The sequence below is a fragment of the Campylobacter sp. TJR-1 genome (assembly GCF_032840035.1).
Taxonomy (GTDB): Bacteria; Campylobacterota; Campylobacteria; order Campylobacterales; family Campylobacteraceae; genus Campylobacter; species Campylobacter fetus.
This window is the reverse complement of the sequence record NZ_JAWIZX010000011.1, coordinates 1-14,498: the sequence shown is the minus strand read 5'-3', so window position 1 is coordinate 14,498 and position 14,498 is coordinate 1. Positions and strand designations below refer to the sequence as shown.

The following is a 14,498-nucleotide window of genomic DNA, read 5'->3' as shown; positions in this document are numbered from 1 at the left end:
TGATATAAAGCATTGAAACATCTGTTTTGTTTAACATTTAAGGACTCCTTAATAAAATAAAATAAAATCACCAGCAAAAGCAACCAACCATATATATAGTTATCTATATACTAAATACTTACAAGGTATCAAAGAGTATTAGATTTGAGAAAAGGAAGGTATGACACTTTTTACACAGATTTATTTAAAATTTAAAAGATAATTATAAAAATATTTGAATTTTATGTTAAATTTAGCTATGATGGCTGTAGATTTTTAATCTAGTAAATCTTAAAAAGGCATACAAATGAAAATTCAGATTCCAATCACAACCATTGTCGGTGCAAAGATTACCTTATCAACACTGTTGTTATGCATACCTATTTCTTCCGTAGCCGAGCTTAATGTAAATAATAATGGGAATGCGATATCCAAAGGACAAGGTAATACATATAAACCAACAGATCAATCCAATAATAATGTCACGATTTCAGGAAATGAGCAACAAGGAGCAGAAATATATGGTGGGTATAGTGATAGTGAGGAAACTAAATCAAATACTATTAATGTAGATCCCGGTACTTTTATAGGCAATCGTTATCCGAACAGTCAAAAAAACGGTGGAAAAGTTATAGGCGGTAAAGGCACCTTCTCATCAAATAACAAAGTTGAGATAAAAAGTAGTAATACTAATTCCGTTACTACAATTGCTGGTGGAATGAAAAATGCAGAGCTTATAGGAGGATATGCTACGACAAGCGAGTCTAAGAACAATACGGTATTAATAGATAATAAAACCGTATTTTATGGAGGATATGAACAAGGGTATATAGCCCAGCATTTAAAAAGCAATATTTATGGAGGACAGTCTAAAAGTACTGCTACTAGTAATAAGGTAGAGATAAAAAAAGATATAGAATTAACTGCTACAAGTGATAATCAGCATCAATTTAAAATAGCAGGAGGATTTGTTGAAGCACCAAATAAAAACAATGGAAAAGCAATATCATCAAACAATAGCGTAATTATAACGGATGCTAAATTAACTGCCGGGCTTCGATTTGGTAATAAATTGCAACATCACACCCATATCATAGGAGGCGAGGCAAGCGTATTTTGGAACTTTGATTATGGTAGCGCTGAAGCGATCGGCAATATGGTAAATTTAACAAACGTTACTATAGCAACACATTCTAGTCTTAAGAATCCGATCATTGATATCTTTGGAGGTTTAAGCAAAGATGCCACAACAGATAATGTCGTCACTATAAAAGGCAACACAAAGATAAATTGGGATGGAAGCGGTTCGGCATCAAGTACAAAAATATATATCAAAGGGGGCAACGGTTATCATCAGTCTAATAGAAACAAAGTATATATACAAGACAATAGCAAAATAAAAGCTGTAGAAATCATAGGTGGCGGAAGCTCTCAAGTCGCTTCTGAAAATTTAGTTATTATATCTGGAGGCACTATCAACGTTCCTACTATAGGCGGCGGAAGTGCTACTAATGCAACAAATAACCAAGTTACAATATCTGGTGGAAAGGTTACTTCTAGCACAATCTATGGTGGTAATGCAAATAAATCTGCTAACGAGAATAAAGTAACTATCACAGAAGGTACGGCCAATATTGCAGATATCTATGGAGGAAAATCTATAAGCAATAATAGTATAGCTAATAAAAACTCGATCACAATCTCTGGTGGAACATTGCAAGTTACTAATATCTACGGAGGTCATTCAGCTAAAGACGCTAATGAAAATTCAATTCAAATCTCTAACGGGGGCAATATAAACAATATTGTAGGCGGTCATGCTCAAGACCATACCAACTTAAATACGATTAATATTACCGGCGGTACTATCCAAAGCGTTACTGGTTGAAACTCTGGTGTTGTTGCATCTCAAAACTACGTAAATGTATCTGGCGGAGTAGTTGAAAATTATATTATCGGAGGTAAGTCATATAGCGGTTCTGCAACCAAGAATTCCGTAATAGTATCTACAGATACTTCTGCTATCATTATAGGCGGACAAGGCACAAATGCAAATGCTATTGAAAACTCAGTTACAATATCTGGTGGAAAGGTTACTAATAGTATATACGGCGGTAAATCCACAAACGGCAATGCCAATAAAAACTCGGTTACTATATCTGGAGATAACACTTCAATTACCGATAAAATCTATGGCGGTGAAGGTATAAGTGCATCTGAAAATAGAATAGAAATCTCTAACGGAAAAATATCGGGAGAAATTTACGGTGGATATGGAACAACGGTATCTAAAAACTCAGTTACGATATCTGGCGGAACAGTTACTAGTAATATATACGGCGGTAAATCACTAAACGGTAATTCTACTGAAAACTCGGTTAATATATCTAATGGAACAATCACGGGAAATATTTATGGAGGATATAGCAGTGGCGGCGGTAGTTCTACTGGAAATAAAATCATCATCTCAGGTAGTCCGGATCTATCAAATGCTACTTTATACGGCGCCGATGGGAAGATAGCTGCACCCCCCCCCCATAGAGCAAAATTTAGCACCCAAAAGAGTTAGGAGGGCACTTGCAGATCCGGCAGATATCCAACCTTTAAATGATCCTCCTTCTGATTATAAATCAGGAAACACTCTAGCTACTCAAGATTCATTAAATTTAAAAATAAAATCTATAAAAAACTTTTCAAATTTAAATCTGAATATTCCAAGAGATATGACTACAAATGATTATATATTAATTTTAGGTGAAGATATGGATTTAAGCGACTTAATAATCACACCTCAATTTAACGCAAATAATCTAAATTTAAATGAAGGAGATACAATAACTCTTATAGGAGGGTTTGATGATGCAAAGATAACAGGTGGAGATGATGCAAACTCTATTATTCCTATTCCTATTCCAGCCCCTCAGCCTGCTCCGGTAGTTCCCGCTCCCATTCCAGTAATTCCTGCTCCGGTAGTTCTTGTTAGCGAACCTAAAAAGACTCTATTTGGAGTTTCTCAAATCATTACTTATACTTCAGTCGGTAATAGTAAGTTTGTATTAGGAAAAAAAGAGCCAAATCCAGGAATGAAATCTTTCTTAGAATCAGGCGTTGCATCTATAGTATCTACAAATCAAGCAGGTGATCTAGCATCAAATGAAGGTATAAAAAATATGGTTAGTCAAGCTAGCAGTTCAAACTCATTTGCCGCACTTAGCAATGGTCGCTTTCGTTATAAAACGGGATCTCATATAGATATAAATGGTTTCTCGCTTATAGTTGGTGTTTCTAAAGAGATAGAGTCTTTTACGTACGGTATATTTATGGAAGCAGGAAATGCAAATTATAATAGCTATAACGACTTTGCTCCTAATAGTATTCCAAATACCAATAGCATAAAAGGAAGCGGTGATACTAATTACTTTGGTATCGGAGTTTTACTAAATACTAAATTAGCAAATAACTTCTATTTAGATGGATCGCTTAGAGGAGGTAAAGTAAAAAGTAATTATGTTAGTAACGACTTTAATGGGGTAGCGTCATTTGATATGGGTAGAAACTACTTTGGAGGACATATAGGGCTTGGCAGGATTTTTAATATAAATGATATAAATATTATTGATTTATACTCAAAGATTCTTTATTCCGAGCAAGGAAGCAAAGCAGTGTATATAAGAGATGAAGGGTTTGAGTTTGATACTGCTAAGTCTATAAGACTAAGTTTAGGCGCTAGATATAACTATGAGTTAAACGACAGTACTAATCTATATGGCGGAGCTGCTTATGAGAGAGAATTTGACGGCAAACAAAAAACATATAGCATAGTAGCAAATGCAAATATAGATGCTCCCGGAGCTTCCGGAGATAGTGCTATGCTTGAGATCGGAGCTAGTATAACTCCTACAAACTATAAAGCGTTCAATGCAAATTTTAATTTACAGCTATTTACCGGAGTAAAAAGCGGTATCTCGGGCGGCTTAAAAGCTCGATATAAATTTTAATTTAATGTTGTAATTTATAAATTTAGTGATAGCAGATTGATGATGTATCGGTCTGCTTTAAATGTATGATGTTTATTAAATTTAATAAAATAAGTTAATAATTTAATGGTGGAGGTGTGCAGGATCGAACTGCAGTCCAAAAATAATAGATTCATAGCCTCTACATGCTTAGCAGAAGTGAGAGTTTCACTTAGCTTCGCTCACTTCCCAAAGCGTTTAGCTAAGCTAAGACTAAATTTCAATTATAGATTCGTCAATTCTTTAATCTAAGCTATCAAAAATTACCCGCTAAAGCTTCTAGATAGCATTGAAGTTTCGCAGGGCTCAACTGGACTTACGCAGCTTTAGCGTAAGCAGGAGCGAATTTAACGTTGTTTGCGTTTAATTTTATTTTGGGCTTTTTAAGCTTTGCCCAAAGCTGCATGCCGCCGTGACTCCACTACTCCTGTCGAAGCCAAGTCACCCCCATAAGTTGGCGATTATACATAAAATTTAATTTATTGTCAAGCAAATAAATTTGTAGGAATATTAATTATACTAGGACGTAAAATGTGAAAATAAATCTCATCATTTTCCAAATCTTGCCTATATAATTCAAGCTGACTAGAAACTTCTAAAAGCCAGTCTATAGCTTCATTTGACGCTATAGTTCCGGTATTTTTATGACTTTTTAGTTCAGATACTATGTCTTCTGCTATTGAAGTTAGTTTTATGATCGCGTCTAGCTTTAAGTACTCACATGCGGATTTAATATTGTGAAATATCCTTCCAAGTTCATTCGCGCTTGCATCAAATTTATCTTTGTTGCCTAAATTTATAATCAACCCGTCAAGCAGACCGTTCATTATGCCAAAATGAGTTAAGAACTCATCTATGATATCAAGTTCGTATTCGATTTCTAGCTGTTTTAGTAATCCCATTTTTATATTTCCTACTTATATTCAGACAAATTGTAGCAAATTTTAGATAAAATCAGACAAAAAAATGAGAAAAATAAGGAAAAATATTGAAAAAAGTAACCATAAACGATCTGTTTATGATGAAAAACAGAGAAAAGATTGTTATGATAACTGCTTATGATGCTCTGTTTGCAAGGCTTTTTGATGATTATGTGGATATGATTTTGGTCGGCGATAGTTTAAATATGAGTTTTGGTGGTAAAAATGAAACTATAGGACTAAGCGTTGATGATATGATCTATCATACGAAAGCTGTGCAAAATGGTGCTAAAAAAGCATTTTTAGTTGTAGATATGCCCTTTGGCTCGGCTTGCACGCCGCAAATAGCACTAAAAAATGCTATAAAAATCTATAAAAAAACAGGCTGTGACGCTGTAAAAATAGAAGGCACGAAAGAGATGGCGGACACCATCAAACTTCTTAGCCAAAATGGCATAATTGTTATGTCTCACATCGGTTTAAAACCTCAAATGTCACGTTTTGAAGGTGGATACAAGATAAAAGGCAAAGACGAGCTAAGCGCAAAAAGCATATTAGAAGACGCTATCGTTTTGGAGTCTGCGGGAGCTAGCTTGTTTTTGCTAGAAGGAATCGTAAGTAGTGTTGCGAGCGAAATTTCTCAAAAATTAAAAGTGCCGACTATAGGAATAGGAAGCGGTGCTTCTTGTGATGGACAAGTTTTGGTATGGAGCGATGCGTTTGGCTTTTTTGATGAATTTAAACCAAAATTTGTAAAAAGGTATTTAGAAGGTGCGACTCTTATAAAAAATGCTCTAAAAGAGTATGCGGACGAAGTAAAAAATAGCAAATTCCCAAGTAGTCAGTATGAATATACCAAATGAAAATATAGTAGATATAAGACTTCCTAGTGAATGGATGGAGTACGGAATTTTAGAGGGTTCAAAACTCATTACTTATGAAAATGCAAGCGGAAAGATAAATCCTATGTTTGTACGCTTGGTGGAGCAGCATTTTAAAAAAGACGATGAGTTTTATCTTATGTGTGCGACCGCCAAAAGATCAAAAGCTGCTTTAAAACTACTGCAAAACAATGGTTTTAAAAATGTTAAAGAGATAAAAGGCGGCGCTTATTACTACGAAAAAATGGGTGCTAAATTTGAAAAGTTTGCACTTTAAGGATAAGAATTGGATAGGATAGTCGAGATAGAAAAAGTCAGCTTTGAAAGCGAATATGAAGTAACTTTAAGACCATTGACTTTTGAAGAGTATATAGGTCAAGAAAAAATCAAATCAAATTTAAAAGTATTCATAAAAGCCGCTAAAAAGCGCCTTGAAAGCTTAGATCACGTACTATTTTATGGGCCTCCTGGACTTGGAAAGACTACTCTTGCTCATATTATAGCAAACGAAATGGGAGCAAATATCAAGATCAGCTCCGCTCCGATGATAGAAAAAAGCGGAGATTTGGCTGCTATCCTCACGAATTTAGAAGAAGGCGATGTGCTATTTATCGATGAAATTCACCGCTTAAGTCCTGCCATAGAAGAGGTGTTATACTCTGCCATGGAAGATTTCAGACTTGATATCATTATAGGTTCTGGACCTGCAGCTCAAACTATAAAAATTGATATTCCTAAATTTACTCTTATAGGAGCCACTACAAGAGCAGGCATGATCTCGGCTCCTCTTAGAGATAGATTTGGTATGCAGTTTAGGCTGCAATTTTACACCGATAACGAATTAGCTCGTATTATCTCTATAGCTGCTTCTAAACTAGGTAAAAATAGCACTAAAGAAGCTAGCTTAGAGATAGCAAAACGCAGCCGTGGAACCCCTCGTATAGCTTTAAGACTACTTAAACGTATTAGGGATTTTGCTGAAGTCAGTGATGAAAACAGTATCAGCAAAGATAGGGCTAAAAGTTCTCTTGATAGTCTTGGAGTAAATGATCTTGGTTTTGATGAGATGGATTTAAAGTATTTAGATATATTAGTGGGGTCTAAAAGAGCTCTTGGCCTTTCAACTATAGCTGCTGCTTTGAGCGAGGATGAGGGCACCGTAGAAGATGTTATAGAGCCTTATTTGTTATCAAACGGATATATAGAAAGAACCGCAAAAGGTCGTATACTAAGCTTTAAAAGCTATAGCGTTTTTGGTATAAATCCGCCTATGCATATAACCGAAGAAAAACAAAATAAAGGTCTGTTCAATGAATGATTTAAATTTTAAAAACAACCTAAATTCTCAAAGTCGGCATTCTACAAATCGTCTATTTTTTGGTTTTTTCATACTTTTTTTGCTTTGTTGGGTACTATTTTTATTTCAATCATATCTTCTTACTATTAGTATCGGAGTGCTTTTAGCAGTTGCTACTTCAAACATACAAAACGCATTTTTACGTTTTACAAACGGCAAAGCCGCACTTTCAGCCGCCATTACTACGCTATTTTTATGTACAGTATTTTTCTTGCCGCTCATATACGCCGTTATAGAGATAGTAAAAAACGCTGCGAATTTCGACATTAAAAGCATATCTCACACCATTGATTATATAAAAAATTTTGATTTGAAATTGCCTCAAGCTCTCTCATTTTTAGAGCCTAAAATAAAAGAATTGATAGCCGGTATCGATCTGCCCACGTTGATTAGAAAAGTTCTTAGCTATGCAAAAGGAAGTTTGGAAAAAAGTGCTAATTTTCTTATAGATATCAGCTTTATCATGCTTTTTCTATTTTTTTCACACTTTTACGCAAACTTTTTTAAAAGTTATATCAAAAAAGTTTCTCCTATAGCAAAATACGAGTTAGAAGCCATATTTTTAGAAGTTGCAAATACCATGAGCGTTGTGTTTTACTCTACTATAGCAAATATGATTTTGCAAGGCTTTTTATTTGCTATTATAGCTAGTTTTTACGGTTTTGACGGACTGCTTTTTGGCGTACTGTTTGCATTTAGTTCGCTTATTCCCGTAGTAGGAGGCGCTTTAGTTTATATTCCTCTTAGCGTGTTTGAGTTTTCTCTTGGAGACACTAAAGCGGCTATAATAATTTTAGTATATTCCATTGTTGTTATATCCACTTTAGCAGATAACTTCGTAAAGCCGCTCGTTATTAAATTTATAAATGAAAAGCTTCTTAAAACACCGGCCAAAATGAATGAATTATTAATATTTTTCTCTATGTTGGCAGGTCTTTCGAGTTTTGGATTTTGGGGAATTGTTCTTGGACCGGCTATAGTTACTCTTTTATCGGCAACGCTTAGAGTTTATGCTATGTTAAAAAGCAGCGACTTAGACTCAAAGGCAAAAGAGTGAAAAAGTACAACTTTACTTTAGATAATGCGGTTTTAAAACTAGATGGGGAATTTGATTATACTATGGATAAAAAGAGCTTAAAAGAGCTTAGAAGTCTCAAAGTAGACACTCTAGATCTGAAAAATCTAATCCGCATAGACTATAGCGCTGCTACTTTTTTTGCTAAACACTACAACTGTCCAAAACTCATTAACTCAAACGATAAATTCGATAAAATATTCGCTCTAGTAAGCGACAAATATATTTTAAATCTACAAATTATTAAATTTAAAAAATCAAATTTAATCGAGCAAATAGGCAAAAACATCATAAATTTAAAAAACGAACTAGTCTCTTTTTGCATATTTCTAGGTGAGTTTTTATTTAATCTTACAAAATCATTATTAAACCCGTTTACCGTAAGATTTAAAGAGCTTTCAAACCACTTTTATAGTGCAGGGATAAGTGCTGTTTTCATAGTCTGTCTTACTAGCTTTCTTATTGGTATCGTGCTTGCTTATCAAGGCGCAACAATGCTTGAAAACTTCGACGCTAGTATATACGTGGTTGATATAATGGGTATTATGACGCTTCGTGAAGTAGGACCTCTTATAGCAGCTATCGTAGTAGCTGGACGATCAGCTTCTAGTTACACGGCTCAGATCGGAGTTATGAAAATAACAGATGAGTTAGAAGCCATGAAAACTATGGGTTTTGAGCCGTTTAGATTTATCGTTATGCCGCGTGTTTTGGCTCTTATTTTGGCTATGCCTTTTATAGTATTTTTAGCAAACGCGGTAAGTATTTTTGGACAAATGATGGTTTGTAATTGGTATCTTGATCTTAGTTTTTCAGACTATTTAGAAAGATTTAGATCTAGTATCGCTCTTAGGCATTTTTGGGTGGGATTATTTAAAGCTCCGTTTTTTGGAGCGGTTATAGCTCTGATAGGATGCAAAAGAGGATTCGAGGTTAGCGGAAGCACAAACAGCGTAGGTGAGCTTACTACAAGAAGCGTGGTAAATGCGATATTTTGGATTATTGCTTTAGATGCTATTTTTTCTATTATATATACGGAGCTAAAAATTTGATAAAAGCTATAGATTTATGCACTGCTTATGGAGAAAGAATTATGCACGATCATGTTAGCTTTCAGATAAATGATGGCGAAATTTACGGACTTTTAGGCGGTAGCGGTAGCGGTAAAACAACGCTTTTAAAAACTCTTATCTATCTGAAAGAACCTACTAGCGGGGATATTTTTTGGGATAATCAAAACCTTTGGCAAGCAAATTTACAAACCAGAGATGAGCTTAGACTGAAAATGGGCGTTATGTTTCAGTTCGGCGCACTTTACAGCGGTATGAACGTACTTGATAACATCGGTATATTGCTAAAAGAATATAGCGATTATGACGAGCAAGATATCAATGAAATAGCCAAAATGTGGCTCATAAAAGTAGGTCTTTCAAAAGAAGCTATGAGCTTGTACCCAAGCGAGCTTAGTGGTGGAATGAAAAAGCGCGTAGCCTTAGCTCGTTCCCTTGCTCTAAGCCCAAAAGTACTATTTTTAGATGAGCCGAACTCTGGTCTTGATCCTATGAGCGCAAGAGCGCTTGATAAGCTTATATGCACCATTAGAGATAGTTTAGGGATTACTGTCGTAATGGTTACTCACGATATAGATTCTATATTTGGCATTTTAGATAGATTTCTTATAATAGACAATCACAAAATCGCTTATGAGGGCGATTTAAAAGGTGCTTTAGAATACAAAGAAAATCCACTTAGGGAATTATTTACTATGAGGAGTTTAAATGGAAAATAAAAACTCATATTTTATAGCCGGACTATTTTTTTGTATAGTTTTGGCTATGCTTACATTTTTCGTATTATATATGAATATCAAAGGCAATGAAGGAGAAACTCGTTACTATTACATAGAAACAAAAGAGCTTCCAAACGGTATAAAAAATGACTCTCAAGTACGTTTTATAGGTGTGCCTGCCGGTATCGTCAAAGATATATATTTCAGCGATCCAAAATCAGCCACCATAGAGATAAAAATGAGTCTCAAAAAAGATCTTCCTATCAAACGAGATAGCGTTGCAGTAGTAGAAGTCCAAGGAATCAGCGGTATAGCTTATATAAATATAAGTAAAGGTAGCGATAGCGCGGAAGTATTTTCGCCAAACGATAAACCTAGTATCAAAATGGGACAAGGCCTACTAGCCAAAATAGGCGATAGCGCCATAAATTTAGGAAGTCGTATAGACGCTAGTTTATCAAAGATTGATCGTGCACTTTCTGATGAAAATTTAAATAACTTAAGCAACTCCATCGCTTCTTTAAACACTATTTTATCAAACCTAGCAAAAGTCTCTAATGAGCAAAACTCAAACAATATAAACAAGCTTTTAGAAAACTCTGTTGCTATCTCAAATAGAGTATCGGCTATTAAATTTGAAGAATTAAACAAAAATGCAGCCGATTTTTTAAACATAGCTAAAAAAAGCGCAAAGAGTTTTGAAGATACTCAAACTCTACTAATGAGCAAGTTATCAAGCGGTGAATACGATTTTAAGTCTTTTTTAACTCCGACGCTCAGCGCTACAAACGATACTCTTTTGCAGCTAGACTCCCTTATTATGGAGCTTAAAAACACGCTTTTTAGACTAGAAGACAACCCTTATGAATTTTTCTTTAAAGATACTTCAGGAGATAAGAAATGAAATACGTTTTTGCAATTTTTATATCGATTTTATTGAGCGGCTGTTTAGCGAAACAAAGCCCTCAAACAACATATTATGAGTTAAGCACTCCAAAAAAAGAACTCAACAGGTGCGACAGAAGAAGCGACGTATTTATTCACGTCCAAAAGATAAAATCCTTAAGCCCTTATCAAACCAGAAACATCATTTATAAAGACGGTCTTGAGCTGAGTTACTTACAAAATGTTAAATTCATAGCATATCCGAGCGATATGATTTACAAAGCACTTATTTTGTATTTAGATCAAAATTGCCATATTAAAGAGCGTAGCGATGCTCAAGTAAGCTTAGAAATCACTCTTCTTGATATCGGTGTTACGCAAAACACTGCTTATATAGAAATTCTAGCCAAACTCACAGATAAAGATAAAATCATTTTAAACAAAATCCTAAGCGCAAAAACTACTACGACAAGTAGCGTAGCAGAAGCTTTAAACGCCTCTTTAGAGACTGTTTTTGGGGATTTGCACTCTATTTTAAATGAAATGCTATAAGCTAGCAGCCGTTTCTTACGATGAGGCTCTTTGGTAAGCCCATATGCTCCATTATACTTATCTCTTTGCGCCTCATTTCTCCATCGTCGTTTTCATGATCGAATCCTAGTATATGAAGTAGTCCGTGAGTAAAAAGAAGTGCTATTTCATCATCTGTGCTGTGACCTAACTCAAGAGCCTTGCTAGAAGCTAGATCTGTATTTATAACTATAGAACCTATAGGGAAATGAGGTACGTAAGTAAGCGGGAAGCTAAGAACATCTGTAGTTTTGTCCATACCTCTTTTATCTCTATTTATCTCTCTCATCTCTTCATTGCTTACAAATACAAGCTCGACTTCGGCTTTTGTGAGCATATCGGCTATCTTATCTAAAACAGAAGGATAGCTATCATTGCAAATTATCATTTTCGCCTTTCAAATTTAAAATAATAAATAATCCCAAAATCTGTGTTAAAAAAAGCTTAATTTTTTATCTTTAATCTGCAATTTTTGAATTTTAGAAATTAAAATGAGAGATTTGGAATTTAAATTGAAATATATGATTATTAAATTTTAAAAATATAAAGCTATTAAATTTAATCAATTAAAAGTAGTTAAATTTAAAATCACATTTAAAAGAATTTAAAGTAGCTAAATAAGCTAGTTAAATTTAAAAAGATAAATTTATGAGTTAAAGTAGTCAAATTTAAAAAAGCTAAAATAGATAAATTTAAAAACAAACTATAGAGTAGTTAAATTTAAAACAATTCAAGGAGCCTATTTAAAGGCTCCTCTAGCAAAAAACTATCTACTATTTTTATTAAGGTTTTAATCAAAAAGTCGTTAAGCTACTGTGATTGTATTAGCATCAACAGTGTCATTAAATGTAACGATACCTGTTAATTTAATCATAAGATCGGTGTCATTTGTTGTTAAATTAACTCCAGCAGGATCAATTACATATGTATCTCCTTTATAGGTGAATACTTCAGCAGTATCAGCAACTACAGTTCCATCTTTGCCTTCGCCTAATTTTCCTAATGCAGCTTTTAATGTAGCTTCATTAGATAAATCTCCTCTATCTTTTATGCTAGTAGCACCTTTTAGTACTATTTGATCTCCGGATAAAGCGTTAGTTATGCTTACTAAATCTTCTGCTATTTTTTTATCAGTTGTTACATCTGCTATTTTAACTGCACTTACATCTACCTTATCTATCGCAGTATCTTTTCCTAGATCTATAGTTACTGCTTTATTTTCATCTTTAACAGTTATAGTATCGGCACCTAAGCTACCCTTAACAGAAGTAATAGCCGTATTTCCAGCATCAAGAGTAATCGTACTAGCAAGAGTTCCGCCAGTAGCACTTAATCCGCTTAGATCTATAGTCTTTAATGTAGCAGCTGCAGCTGTTGTAGTAACGGTTATAGTGTTAGCTCCTGCTCCTAGATCGCCAGATATTTTTATATCTGTAAGACTCGCAGCTGAAGTATATGTTATTTGTTCAGCAGCGTCGCTACCTTGTACGCTTACATCTGTTTTATTACCTTGTACTGCTTTACCTAGTTCGATTGCAACATTACCTGTTATACCCTTAACCCCGCTTATATCCAAACTACTTAGTTTAGTAGCATCCGTTAAAGTAAGAGTTAAAGTTCCACCACTTAAATCTCCGCTAGCGGTTATAGTTTGAGTATCTGCTATACCTTTTATTGTTAATGCATCATCTGCAGCGGCTCCACCTATTACTTGAGCATTTAAATCAGTACCGCCGGCTGCGGCAGTTATCTCTACTACGTTTTTACTAATCTCTGAACCTACATAAGTAACTTCGTTTGAAGTAATTTTTACTTTATTACCAGAAGCGCTATTTATAGTCCCTAAAACACCACCTAGATCTACGCTTACTATATCACCTTTAAGAGCTCCTAAAGTAACGTTTCCAGTAGCTGAAGAGATGATCACACTAGCATTTCCTGTTGATGAAGTTATATCTGCTAAAGTTAATGCTCCAACATTTTCTATATTAAAGTCTACATCGCCTTTTGCAGTAGTCGTTCCTAGTTTAAACTCTCCGCTTACATTTATATTTGCTTCTAAAGATGCTAAAGTAGCAGTTCCTACGTTAACACTGTTTAAATCAGCAGAAACTCCGTTTAAGCTTAAGTTATTTAAGTTTTTCAAGCTTGTAGCAGTAGCTATGCTAAATGCTCCTTCGGTATTTACGCTAAGATTTTTTACCGAATCAAGATCTGTAACATTTGCGCCTGTTAATGCAAAATCACCTTTATTATTTACGGTTAAATCAGTTAATTTAGCTACACCGCCAAGAGTTAAACCAACAGTATCTTTAGCTGCGTTTATATCTATTTTTGTAGCATTTGCAGCTTGAACTACGGCATCAGCAGCAGCTGTTACTTTATTTGAGTTAATTGTAAGCTCGGTTGCTTTATCGGCTACTATTTTACCTTTTGCTGCTACGCTAGCTCCCTTATCATCAACATCTGAAAAGTTAATTGTTTTTAAACTCTCGTCATTGATAGTTACTGCTTTATCAGTAGCATTATTTGCCAAGATATTAACTGTCTCTACGTTTCCGTTTGACTCAGTAACAGTTTTAGCTATATTTTTAAAGCTTAACTCTGTTACGCTCTGAGCTTTTTTCAATGATAGAGTTAAATCTTTAGTATTACCGTCTACAGTAACTTTTTCTATATTTGTTAAAGTCGGTTGAAGTGTGTCAGCAGTGCTTCCTTTGATAACTAGCTCGTCATTTCCAGCGCCACCATCAATTGCTACGTTTACTGCAACATCTTTTATAGTTATCTTATCATTACCATTTCCACCTTTAATACTAGTAACACTAGCTGATGTGCTTAAATCTGCATCCAAAGCTCCACCGAAGCTAGAAGCATCTAAAGTAGTAGTTTTTGCTCCTGTTGCTAAAGATAGATTTGCGTTTCCTTTTACAGATACGTCTTTTGAAGTAATATCTTTTAAGAAACTATCTTTTCCTGTAGCGTTTAAACTTAAATTTTCTATCTTATCGGCAGTTATTGCTACG

15 protein-coding genes and 1 other RNA gene are annotated in these 14,498 nt (G+C 34.6%); 10 read left to right on the top strand and 6 right to left on the bottom strand.

Translation table 11 applies throughout. The features are described from left to right. Nucleotides 1–286 precede the first annotated feature (286 nt). The gene (locus tag RVY88_RS08995; protein WP_162167614.1) at nt 287–1,867 is read left to right on the top strand and encodes a hypothetical protein; all 1,581 of its coding nucleotides are present in this window, start codon (nt 287–289) and stop codon (nt 1,865–1,867) included. A 374-nt stretch (nt 1,868–2,241) separates the two neighbouring features. Here the strand turns inward: RVY88_RS08995 and RVY88_RS08985 are convergent, their stop codons facing one another. Further along, nucleotides 2,242–2,382 carry a hypothetical protein gene (locus RVY88_RS08985; RefSeq protein WP_158004863.1) on the bottom strand — a complete coding sequence of 47 codons (141 nt, stop codon included), beginning with the start codon at nt 2,380–2,382 and terminating at the stop codon, nt 2,242–2,244. Nucleotides 2,383–2,391: 9 nt separating this feature from the next. Then, nucleotides 2,392–2,535, bottom strand: coding sequence for a hypothetical protein (locus RVY88_RS08980; RefSeq protein ID WP_317051298.1), 144 nt, complete (start codon nt 2,533–2,535; stop codon nt 2,392–2,394). A 206-nt stretch (nt 2,536–2,741) separates the two neighbouring features. On the opposite strand from RVY88_RS08980, the gene RVY88_RS08975 reads away from it, so the two are divergent. After that, complete coding sequence (locus RVY88_RS08975; RefSeq protein ID WP_317051297.1) at nt 2,742–3,977, top strand: autotransporter outer membrane beta-barrel domain-containing protein; 1,236 nt, start codon at nt 2,742–2,744, stop codon at nt 3,975–3,977. Between the two features lie 106 nt (nt 3,978–4,083). Here RVY88_RS08975 and ssrA read toward each other — a convergent pair. Together ssrA and RVY88_RS08965 are read right to left on the bottom strand one after the other, a co-directional pair. Further along, nucleotides 4,084–4,444: a transfer-messenger RNA gene (gene ssrA / locus RVY88_RS08970) on the bottom strand. A gap of 36 nt (nt 4,445–4,480) precedes the next feature. Beyond that, nucleotides 4,481–4,897 carry a hypothetical protein gene (locus RVY88_RS08965; protein ID WP_002848695.1) on the bottom strand — a complete coding sequence of 139 codons (417 nt, stop codon included), beginning with the start codon at nt 4,895–4,897 and terminating at the stop codon, nt 4,481–4,483. Nucleotides 4,898–4,983: 86 nt separating this feature from the next. Between RVY88_RS08965 and panB the strand changes: the two genes are divergently transcribed. The 8 genes from panB to RVY88_RS08925 are packed head-to-tail and all read left to right on the top strand — an operon-like array spanning nt 4,984 to nt 11,454. Then, a complete protein-coding gene (panB, locus tag RVY88_RS08960; protein ID WP_162167611.1) occupies nt 4,984–5,778 on the top strand; it encodes a 3-methyl-2-oxobutanoate hydroxymethyltransferase in 795 nt (264 codons plus the stop codon). After that, nucleotides 5,762–6,073 carry a rhodanese-like domain-containing protein gene (locus tag RVY88_RS08955; protein ID WP_002848697.1) on the top strand — a complete coding sequence of 104 codons (312 nt, stop codon included), beginning with the start codon at nt 5,762–5,764 and terminating at the stop codon, nt 6,071–6,073. The genes panB and RVY88_RS08955 overlap by 17 nt, the downstream gene beginning before the upstream one ends. A gap of 9 nt (nt 6,074–6,082) precedes the next feature. Further along, on the top strand, nt 6,083–7,114 hold the full coding sequence (gene ruvB, locus RVY88_RS08950) for a Holliday junction branch migration DNA helicase RuvB (protein WP_162167610.1): 1,032 nt from the start codon (nt 6,083–6,085) through the stop codon (nt 7,112–7,114). Beyond that, entirely contained in the window at nt 7,107–8,210 is a 1,104-nt protein-coding gene (locus RVY88_RS08945) for an AI-2E family transporter (protein WP_162167609.1), read from the top strand. Before ruvB ends, RVY88_RS08945 begins: the two co-directional genes overlap by 8 nt. Next, complete coding sequence (locus RVY88_RS08940) at nt 8,207–9,280, top strand: MlaE family ABC transporter permease (RefSeq protein ID WP_238389043.1); 1,074 nt, start codon at nt 8,207–8,209, stop codon at nt 9,278–9,280. Before RVY88_RS08945 ends, RVY88_RS08940 begins: the two co-directional genes overlap by 4 nt. Then, nucleotides 9,277–10,017 carry an ABC transporter ATP-binding protein gene (locus RVY88_RS08935; RefSeq protein WP_002848701.1) on the top strand — a complete coding sequence of 247 codons (741 nt, stop codon included), beginning with the start codon at nt 9,277–9,279 and terminating at the stop codon, nt 10,015–10,017. Before RVY88_RS08940 ends, RVY88_RS08935 begins: the two co-directional genes overlap by 4 nt. Next, the gene (locus RVY88_RS08930) at nt 10,007–10,921 is read left to right on the top strand and encodes an MlaD family protein (protein ID WP_002848704.1); all 915 of its coding nucleotides are present in this window, start codon (nt 10,007–10,009) and stop codon (nt 10,919–10,921) included. The genes RVY88_RS08935 and RVY88_RS08930 overlap by 11 nt, the downstream gene beginning before the upstream one ends. Continuing rightward, entirely contained in the window at nt 10,918–11,454 is a 537-nt protein-coding gene (locus RVY88_RS08925; protein ID WP_011731836.1) for a hypothetical protein, read from the top strand. Before RVY88_RS08930 ends, RVY88_RS08925 begins: the two co-directional genes overlap by 4 nt. 1 nt (nt 11,455) lies before the next feature. Here the strand turns inward: RVY88_RS08925 and ybeY are convergent, their stop codons facing one another. Together ybeY and RVY88_RS08915 are read right to left on the bottom strand one after the other, a co-directional pair. Beyond that, nucleotides 11,456–11,860 (bottom strand): rRNA maturation RNase YbeY, encoded by a 405-nt coding sequence (ybeY, locus tag RVY88_RS08920; RefSeq protein WP_002848706.1) that lies wholly within the window; start codon nt 11,858–11,860, stop codon nt 11,456–11,458. A 417-nt stretch (nt 11,861–12,277) separates the two neighbouring features. After that, nucleotides 12,278–14,498: cell surface protein (locus tag RVY88_RS08915; protein ID WP_317051296.1), on the bottom strand; the 2,221-nt coding region annotated here is incomplete at its 5' end.

Excerpts from the sequence above, each read along its gene's own strand:
- RVY88_RS08995 (WP_162167614.1), top strand. The coding sequence starts at position 287 with ATGAAAATTCAGATTCCAATCACAACCATTGTCGGTGCAAAGATTACC.
- RVY88_RS08975 (WP_317051297.1), top strand. The coding sequence starts at position 2,742 with ATGGATTTAAGCGACTTAATAATCACACCTCAATTTAACGCAAATAAT.
- RVY88_RS08965 (WP_002848695.1), bottom strand. The coding sequence starts at position 4,897 with ATGGGATTACTAAAACAGCTAGAAATCGAATACGAACTTGATATCATA.
- RVY88_RS08955 (WP_002848697.1), top strand. The coding sequence starts at position 5,762 with ATGAATATACCAAATGAAAATATAGTAGATATAAGACTTCCTAGTGAA.
- RVY88_RS08945 (WP_162167609.1), top strand. The coding sequence starts at position 7,107 with ATGAATGATTTAAATTTTAAAAACAACCTAAATTCTCAAAGTCGGCAT.
- RVY88_RS08930 (WP_002848704.1), top strand. The coding sequence starts at position 10,007 with ATGGAAAATAAAAACTCATATTTTATAGCCGGACTATTTTTTTGTATA.
- RVY88_RS08925 (WP_011731836.1), top strand. The coding sequence starts at position 10,918 with ATGAAATACGTTTTTGCAATTTTTATATCGATTTTATTGAGCGGCTGT.
- ybeY (WP_002848706.1), bottom strand. The coding sequence starts at position 11,860 with ATGATAATTTGCAATGATAGCTATCCTTCTGTTTTAGATAAGATAGCC.